At 65.1% G+C, this 6,227-nt stretch carries 5 protein-coding genes; 2 read left to right on the top strand and 3 right to left on the bottom strand.

Features of this window, described 5'->3' with window-relative positions; translation table 11 throughout:
* The 3 genes from FXV83_RS28760 to FXV83_RS28750 all read right to left on the bottom strand — a co-directional run.
* Positions 1 to 269, bottom strand: a 269-nt coding sequence (locus tag FXV83_RS28760) for a DEAD/DEAH box helicase (RefSeq protein ID WP_148742983.1), incomplete at its 3' end; no start/stop codon positions are given.
* A gap of 449 nt (positions 270 to 718) precedes the next feature.
* On the bottom strand, positions 719 to 1,948 hold the full coding sequence (locus tag FXV83_RS28755; protein ID WP_187436230.1) for an ABC transporter substrate-binding protein: 1,230 nt from the start codon (positions 1,946 to 1,948) through the stop codon (positions 719 to 721).
* A 116-nt stretch (positions 1,949 to 2,064) separates the two neighbouring features.
* Entirely contained in the window at positions 2,065 to 2,991 is a 927-nt protein-coding gene (locus FXV83_RS28750; protein ID WP_148742982.1) for a class I SAM-dependent DNA methyltransferase, read from the bottom strand.
* Between the two features lie 129 nt (positions 2,992 to 3,120).
* On the opposite strand from FXV83_RS28750, the gene FXV83_RS28745 reads away from it, so the two are divergent.
* Complete coding sequence (locus FXV83_RS28745) at positions 3,121 to 4,158, top strand: ligase-associated DNA damage response exonuclease (RefSeq protein WP_148742984.1); 1,038 nt, start codon at positions 3,121 to 3,123, stop codon at positions 4,156 to 4,158.
* Positions 4,155 to 6,032: an ATP-dependent DNA ligase gene (locus tag FXV83_RS28740; RefSeq protein WP_148742981.1), complete on the top strand. Its 1,878-nt coding sequence runs from the start codon at positions 4,155 to 4,157 to the stop codon at positions 6,030 to 6,032. Before FXV83_RS28745 ends, FXV83_RS28740 begins: the two co-directional genes overlap by 4 nt.
* Positions 6,033 to 6,227: the final 195 nt, after the last annotated feature.

Genomic DNA, 6,227 nt, shown 5'->3' with positions numbered 1-6,227 from the left:
CTCCCCCGCAAGGGGGGAGGTGACGAGGGAGATTGTTGCGAGAGCTTGGTCTCACCGCTCAGCTCCACCAGCGTCGGCAGAAATCCCGCGAGCGTCTTGCCGGCGCCGGTCGGCGCGATCAGCAGCGCGGAGCGGTCTTCGCGCGCCTTTTCCAGCAGCGCCAATTGGTGCGCCCGCGGCGCCCAGCCACGCGCCGCAAACCATTGCTGGAAGCGATCGGGCAGCAATGCGACCGGCTCGGCCGATGCGGTGAGGATGCGGGGCGGCACGGCATCACAGGTAAGCCGTGGCGGTGGGTTCGTCGAGGGGGTGTGGAGCCGCGATGAGCGAGACGCCGTCCCCTCTCCCCTTGTGGGGCTAAGGCGTGCACACGTCTCGAAAACTGACTCAAGAACAGGGACTTAGATGACCCCCGGTTTTGAAACGGCCTTGATGTCAGTCGGTCAGCGGGCATTGAAAAGCTCGTGATTCTCATCGATGCCGCTGGTCAGTCATAAGATGTGTGCACAGCTTAGCCCCTTGTGGGGAGAGGGTGGATCGCCGCGAAGCGGCGAGACGGGTGAGGGGTATTTCTCCGCGAACGAACGTCTCACGATTGAATTCGCGGATGCAACCCCTCATCCGGCGCCATAGCCGAAGCTTCGCTTCGGCGTTCTTAAGAACGGCGGCCAAAGGCCGCCTGTGCCACCTTCTCCCACAAGCGGAGAAGGGAAGAAAGCTACTCCGTCACGGGCTTGTCGGAGACTTGCCAGTCCTTGCCATTGAAGGTCGAGATGAACAGCGTCTTCATCGGCGTGTAATCGTCGGGCGTGTAGCTGTAGTTGACGCCGTCGAGGAAGAACGGCGAATGGAAGCCGTTGAGGTTTGCCGCCTGCTTGAGCACGTTTTCGCGCGTGAGCTCGCCGCCGCAGCGGCGCAGGATCTCGCCCATGCTCACGGCCTGGCCGTAACCGGCATAGGCGATGGTGTTGTCGGGATCGATGTTCGGCAGATAGTTCTTGCGCAGCGTGTCGAACGCGATCACGTCCTTGTCGTTCTCCCACGGGCCGGGGCCGGAATCCTTGGAATAGCGGATCGCGACGATGCCGGATGCATTCTCGAGGCCGGCCGCACTGAGGATGGACTTACCGGTCGAGCCGGCCGAGAGCAATTGCAGCGGCTTCCAGCCGAGCTCCGCCACCTTCCGGATCGACTGCGACGACGCCTTGCCGGTGGAGATGTTGTAGAACACGTCGGCGCCCGACTTGGAGAGATTGATGAGCTGGGAATCGACGGTCGGATCGGTTAGATCGTAGGTTTGCTCCATGATCACCTGCGCGGTGCCGCCGGCATCGGCCAGCACCTTCTTGAACGGACCAAGGAAGTCGCGGCCGAAATCGTCGTTCTGGTAGAGAATGCCGATCTTGGCGTTCGGCTTCACGCTCACGACGTGGCGGGCGAGGATGCGCGCCTCGGTCGGATACAGCGGCAGGCCCGCCATGGTCCATTTGAACTCTTTCGGGTTGTTCCACTTCGACGCGCCGGTATTGAGCAGCAGCTGAGGCACGCCCTTGGAGTTCAGGTATTTGTGCACGGCGGTCTGCGGCGCGGTGCCGAGCGAGCCATAGAGTGCAAGCACTTCCTCCTGCTCGACCAGACGCCGCGTCGCCTCGACGCATTTCGGCGCGCTGTAGGCGTCGTCCATGGTCAGGAACTTGACCTTGCGCCCGTTGATGCCGCCCTTCTCGTTCAGCATCTGGAAATAGGCTTCGCCGACGCGGCCGAGCACGCCATAGAGCGAGCCGGGGCCGGAATGCGGCACGGTCTGGCCGATCTTGATCTCGGTGTCGCTGGCGCCTGCATCGTATTTCTTGTCCGCGGCCCAGACATGAGGCGCGGGCAAAGTGGATGCGGCTATGGTGGCGAGCGCGGCGGCGCTGAAATCGCGCCGCGATGGATTCTTCGTCATTATCGTTTTCTCCCTGGTGGGCGCATTGTGCTGGCATCGCAGCACGCCTCGCAAGCGAGAAGTCGCTGCCTTGCGGCGCAATGACGCTCAAATCGGTACGGCCGTAGCGCCTAGACTCAAGTTTTCCCGGCGACGACGACGATGCCGGGCACCGACTCGTTGTTCTCGATCCGCGGCGAGCCGGACTCCAGAGTCAGGAGCTTGAGCCCGGCCCGGACGATCGCACCGCGTACATATTCCGCTGCGTGGGCATAACGCAGGCCTGCGCCAAGAACGACGCCGCTGCCGTCATGCGTCTCCAGCGTGAAGGCGAGCACGCCGCCGGATGCAAGCACGCGCCTGGCTTCGCCCAGCACCGGCACAAGATCGGAGAGATAGACGAACGCATCCGCCGCCACGACGAGGTTCGCGCCGACATCGCTCTTGCCGCGCAGGCCCTCGATCATGTCGGCGACTTCGAGCTCGGCGTAGAGATTTGTCGCGCGCGCTTGCTTGATCATGCCGGGCGACAGATCGATCCCGGTGAAATGATCGACCTGCTTGGCGAACGCAGCTGCCGCCAGCCCGGTGCCGCAACCGAGATCGATGGCGCGCTTGAAGAGCGCCGGCTTCTTCGCGGCGACGCGCGCGGCCAGCACCGCCTTGAAGATCAGGGACGGGGCGCGATAGCCGAGATCGTTGATCAGCACGTGCTCGAAGCGCGGCGCATATTGATCGAACAAGGCCTGCACATAGGCTTTTGGCATTTCGGACAATTGCTCGTCGCCGAGGCGGATCAGATGCAGGTGCGCGCCATGCTGATCGCTCGGGTCGCACTCCCGCGATTTTCGAAACGCCGCGATGGCCTTGTCGCGCTCGCCGAGCTGGCCGCGGATTTCGCCGAGCGTGAACCAGGCCGAAGTGAAATTCGGCGCGAGCTCGATCGCCTGCTCGATGAGGTCGGCGGCGGCAGACAGATCGCCCTTGAGCTGGAGGTCGCGCGCGAACTCGAAGCGGCGGTCGGCCATCAGATCGCCGGAGGACTGAAACAGGCGCAGGGGCATGGAACTCGGCTCGTCATCGCCGGGCGCCCGGCAATCCATCAAAAAAAGCACTGTTTAAGAGGATGGATGCGCCGGTCAAGCCCGCGCATGACGGATGAATTCGGGGCGTCGGCTGCCTATATCGTTCGCATGCGTCCGCAAGACATCCTGATGCCGGTCGCCGCTGGCCTGTGCTGCAAGCCCGGCGGCTTCCATATCGACCCCGTACGCCCGGTCGAGCGGGCCGTGATCACCCACGGCCACTCCGACCACGCCCGCGCCGGCCATGGCGCGGTGCTGGCGACCCAGGAAACGCTGGACATGATGCGGCTGCGCTATGGCGACAACTTCGCCGGCTCGACGCAAGCGATCCGGTATGGCGAGGAGGTCAGGCTCGGCGACGTCAGCGTCAAATTCCACCCCGCCGGCCATGTGCTCGGCTCGGCACAGATCGCAGTGAGCTGCAACAACACCTGCATCGTCGCCTCTGGCGACTACAAGGACGCGCCAGACCCGACCTGCGCGCCGTTCGAGTTGGTGCCCTGCGACGTCTTCATCACCGAGGCGACATTCGGGCTGCCGGTGTTTCGGCATGGCGATGCGGCCGACGAGGTCAAGAAGTTGCTGGCCTCCGTGGCGCTGTTTCCAGAGCGGGCGCATCTCGTCGGCGCCTATTCGCTCGGCAAGGCGCAGCGCGTGATCGCGCTGCTGCGGCAGGCTGGCTACGACGCGCCGATCTATCTGCATGGCGCGATGGAGAAGATCACGCATTACTACCAGAGCCGCGGGATTGCGCTCGGCGAGCTGCGGCCGGTCAAGGGCGTGAAGAAGGCGGCGCTCGCCGGCACCATCACGCTAGCGCCGCCGTCGGCGACCTCGGATCTCTGGACCCGGCGATTTCCCGATCCGGTGACTGCGTTCGCCTCGGGCTGGATGCGGGTGCGTGCCCGCGCGCGACAACGGGGGGTCGAGCTGCCGCTGGTGATTTCCGATCACGCCGATTGGGACGGCCTCACCGCGACCATCGCCGCGACCGGCGCCGGCGAGGTCTGGGTCACCCATGGCCAGGAGGATGCGCTGGTGCATTGGTGCAGGAGCCGAGGCTTGCAGGCACGGCCGCTCGATCTCGTCGGCTATGGCGACGAGGAGGAGAGCGAGACGCCGCTTCAAGGCGAGGCCGAGGCATGAACCGCTTCGCCGAACTCCTGGACCGTCTCGCCTACGAGCCCGGCCGCAACAACAAGCTGCGACTGATCACCAGCTATTTCCGCGAGGTCGGCGATCCCGACCGCGGCTATGCGCTGGCGGCCCTGACCGGCGCGCTGAGCTTCAAGCACGCCAAGCCCGCGCTGATCCGCGAGCTGATCGCGGCGCGCACCGATCCGATGCTGTTCGGGCTGTCCTGGGATTATGTCGGCGACCTCTCGGAGACGGTGGCGTTGATGTGGCCGAAGCGCGCGGGAGGTGGCGAGCAGTCTTTTCCGGGCTACCCCCCTCCCCTGCCCTCCCCCACAAGGGGGGAGGGAGCGCAGTTGCGCACGCGGCAACCACCGAGCACAACAGCTGATAGCAATTCCCAAGGTGATGGACGCGCAGCTCTCGCCGTTCCCTCCCCCCTTGTGCGGGAGGGTCAGGGAGGGGGGTGCTCCGGGCGAGACGCAGATGAGTCCTCCCACGCCCCTAACCACAACAATCCACCACCTCCAACGCTGACCGAAGTCGTCACAACACTGCGCACGCTCGGCAAGACCGAGCTGCCAAGACAGCTCGAGCGCTGGCTCGACGAGCTCGACGAGACCGGGCGCTGGGCCCTGCTGAAGCTCGTGACCGGTGCCTTGCGCATCGGCATCTCTGCGCGGCTTGCGAAAACTGCGGCCGCGGCGCTCGGCGACAGGGATCCGCATGACATCGAGCTGATCTGGCCCGGCCTCTCTCCGCCTTATCTCGACCTGTTCGCCTGGCTGGAAGGCCGCGGCGACAAGCCGGTCAACCGCGATCCCGCACCGTTCCGTCCGGTGATGCTGGCGCATGCGATCGAGGACACGGATTTCCAAAACCTCGATCCCGCCGACTACATCGCCGAATGGAAATGGGACGGCATCCGCGTGCAGGCGGTCGCCGGCCGCGACGATCGCGGCCACATCACCGCGCGGCTCTATTCGCGCACCGGCGAGGACATCACGGGCAGCTTTCCGGATCTTGTGCCATCGCTGCGCCTGCCCGGCGCGATCGACGGCGAGCTCCTCATCCTGCGCGAGGGCCGCGTGCAGAGCTTCAACGTTCTGCAGCAGCGCCTCAACCGCAAGGTCGTCTCGCCAAAGCTGATCAAGGAGTTTCCGATCCATCTGCGCGCCTATGACCTGCTCGGCGATGACGAGAACGATCTGCGCGAATTACCCTTTGCCGAGCGGCGCGAACGGCTGGAGGCGTTCATCGAGAAGCTCGACGATCCCCGCATCGATCTGTCGCCGACCGTCCCCTTCGCGAATTGGGATGCGCTCACGGCGACGCGCGCCAATCCGGCCAGCGCCGGCGCGGGTGAGGATGCAGACGCCGTCGAAGGGGTGATGCTGAAACGGCGAGATGCGCCTTATCTGCCGGGGCGTCCGAAGGGGCAGTGGTGGAAGTGGAAGCGCGATCCCCACATCATCGATGCCGTGCTGATGTACGCGCAGCGCGGCCACGGCAAGCGCTCGTCCTATTATTCCGACTACACGTTCGGCGTCTGGACCGAGGGCGAGGCCAGCGACGAGCTGGTGCCGGTCGGAAAGGCCTATTTCGGTTTCACCGACGAGGAGCTGCTCCAGATCGACCGCTTCGTCCGCCGTAACACCACGGAAAAATTCGGTCCCGTCCGGCATGTCGTGCATGAGCCCGACAAGGGGCTGGTGCTGGAAGTTGCGTTCGAGGGTCTGCAGCGCTCGCCGCGGCACAAATCCGGCGTCGCCATGCGCTTTCCCCGCATCAGCCGGTTGCGCTGGGACAAGCCGCCGCGGGAGGCGGACCGGCTGGAAACGCTGGAAAAGATGCTGAAGGCAGACGCTGCGGAGCTTGAGGCCTGAAGCATGCTGAGATGAGGCTCGATTGTCGCCAAGGCGAAGGTGCGCTCCCTCGCCCGCTTGCGGGAGAGGGTTGGGGTGAGGGTGTCTCCGCATCGGGATTCCCCAAGAGGCGAGAGCCCTCACCCGCGCCTTCGGCGCGACCTCTCCCGCGAGCGGGAGAGGTTACGGAGCCCGTCGCGAGCGACGCGCCCAGAT

Source organism: Bradyrhizobium hipponense (assembly GCF_008123965.1).
In the GTDB taxonomy this organism is placed as follows: Bacteria; Pseudomonadota; Alphaproteobacteria; order Rhizobiales; family Xanthobacteraceae; genus Bradyrhizobium; species Bradyrhizobium hipponense.
The sequence above is the reverse complement of the archived record's forward strand: the minus strand, read 5'-3'. Positions and strand labels throughout refer to the sequence as shown.

Coding starts and splice junctions, on each gene's coding strand:
- FXV83_RS28755 (WP_187436230.1), bottom strand. CDS start 1,948: ATGACGAAGAATCCATCGCGGCGCGATTTCAGCGCCGCCGCGCTCGCC.
- FXV83_RS28750 (WP_148742982.1), bottom strand. CDS start 2,991: ATGCCCCTGCGCCTGTTTCAGTCCTCCGGCGATCTGATGGCCGACCGC.
- FXV83_RS28745 (WP_148742984.1), top strand. CDS start 3,121: ATGCGTCCGCAAGACATCCTGATGCCGGTCGCCGCTGGCCTGTGCTGC.
- FXV83_RS28740 (WP_148742981.1), top strand. CDS start 4,155: ATGAACCGCTTCGCCGAACTCCTGGACCGTCTCGCCTACGAGCCCGGC.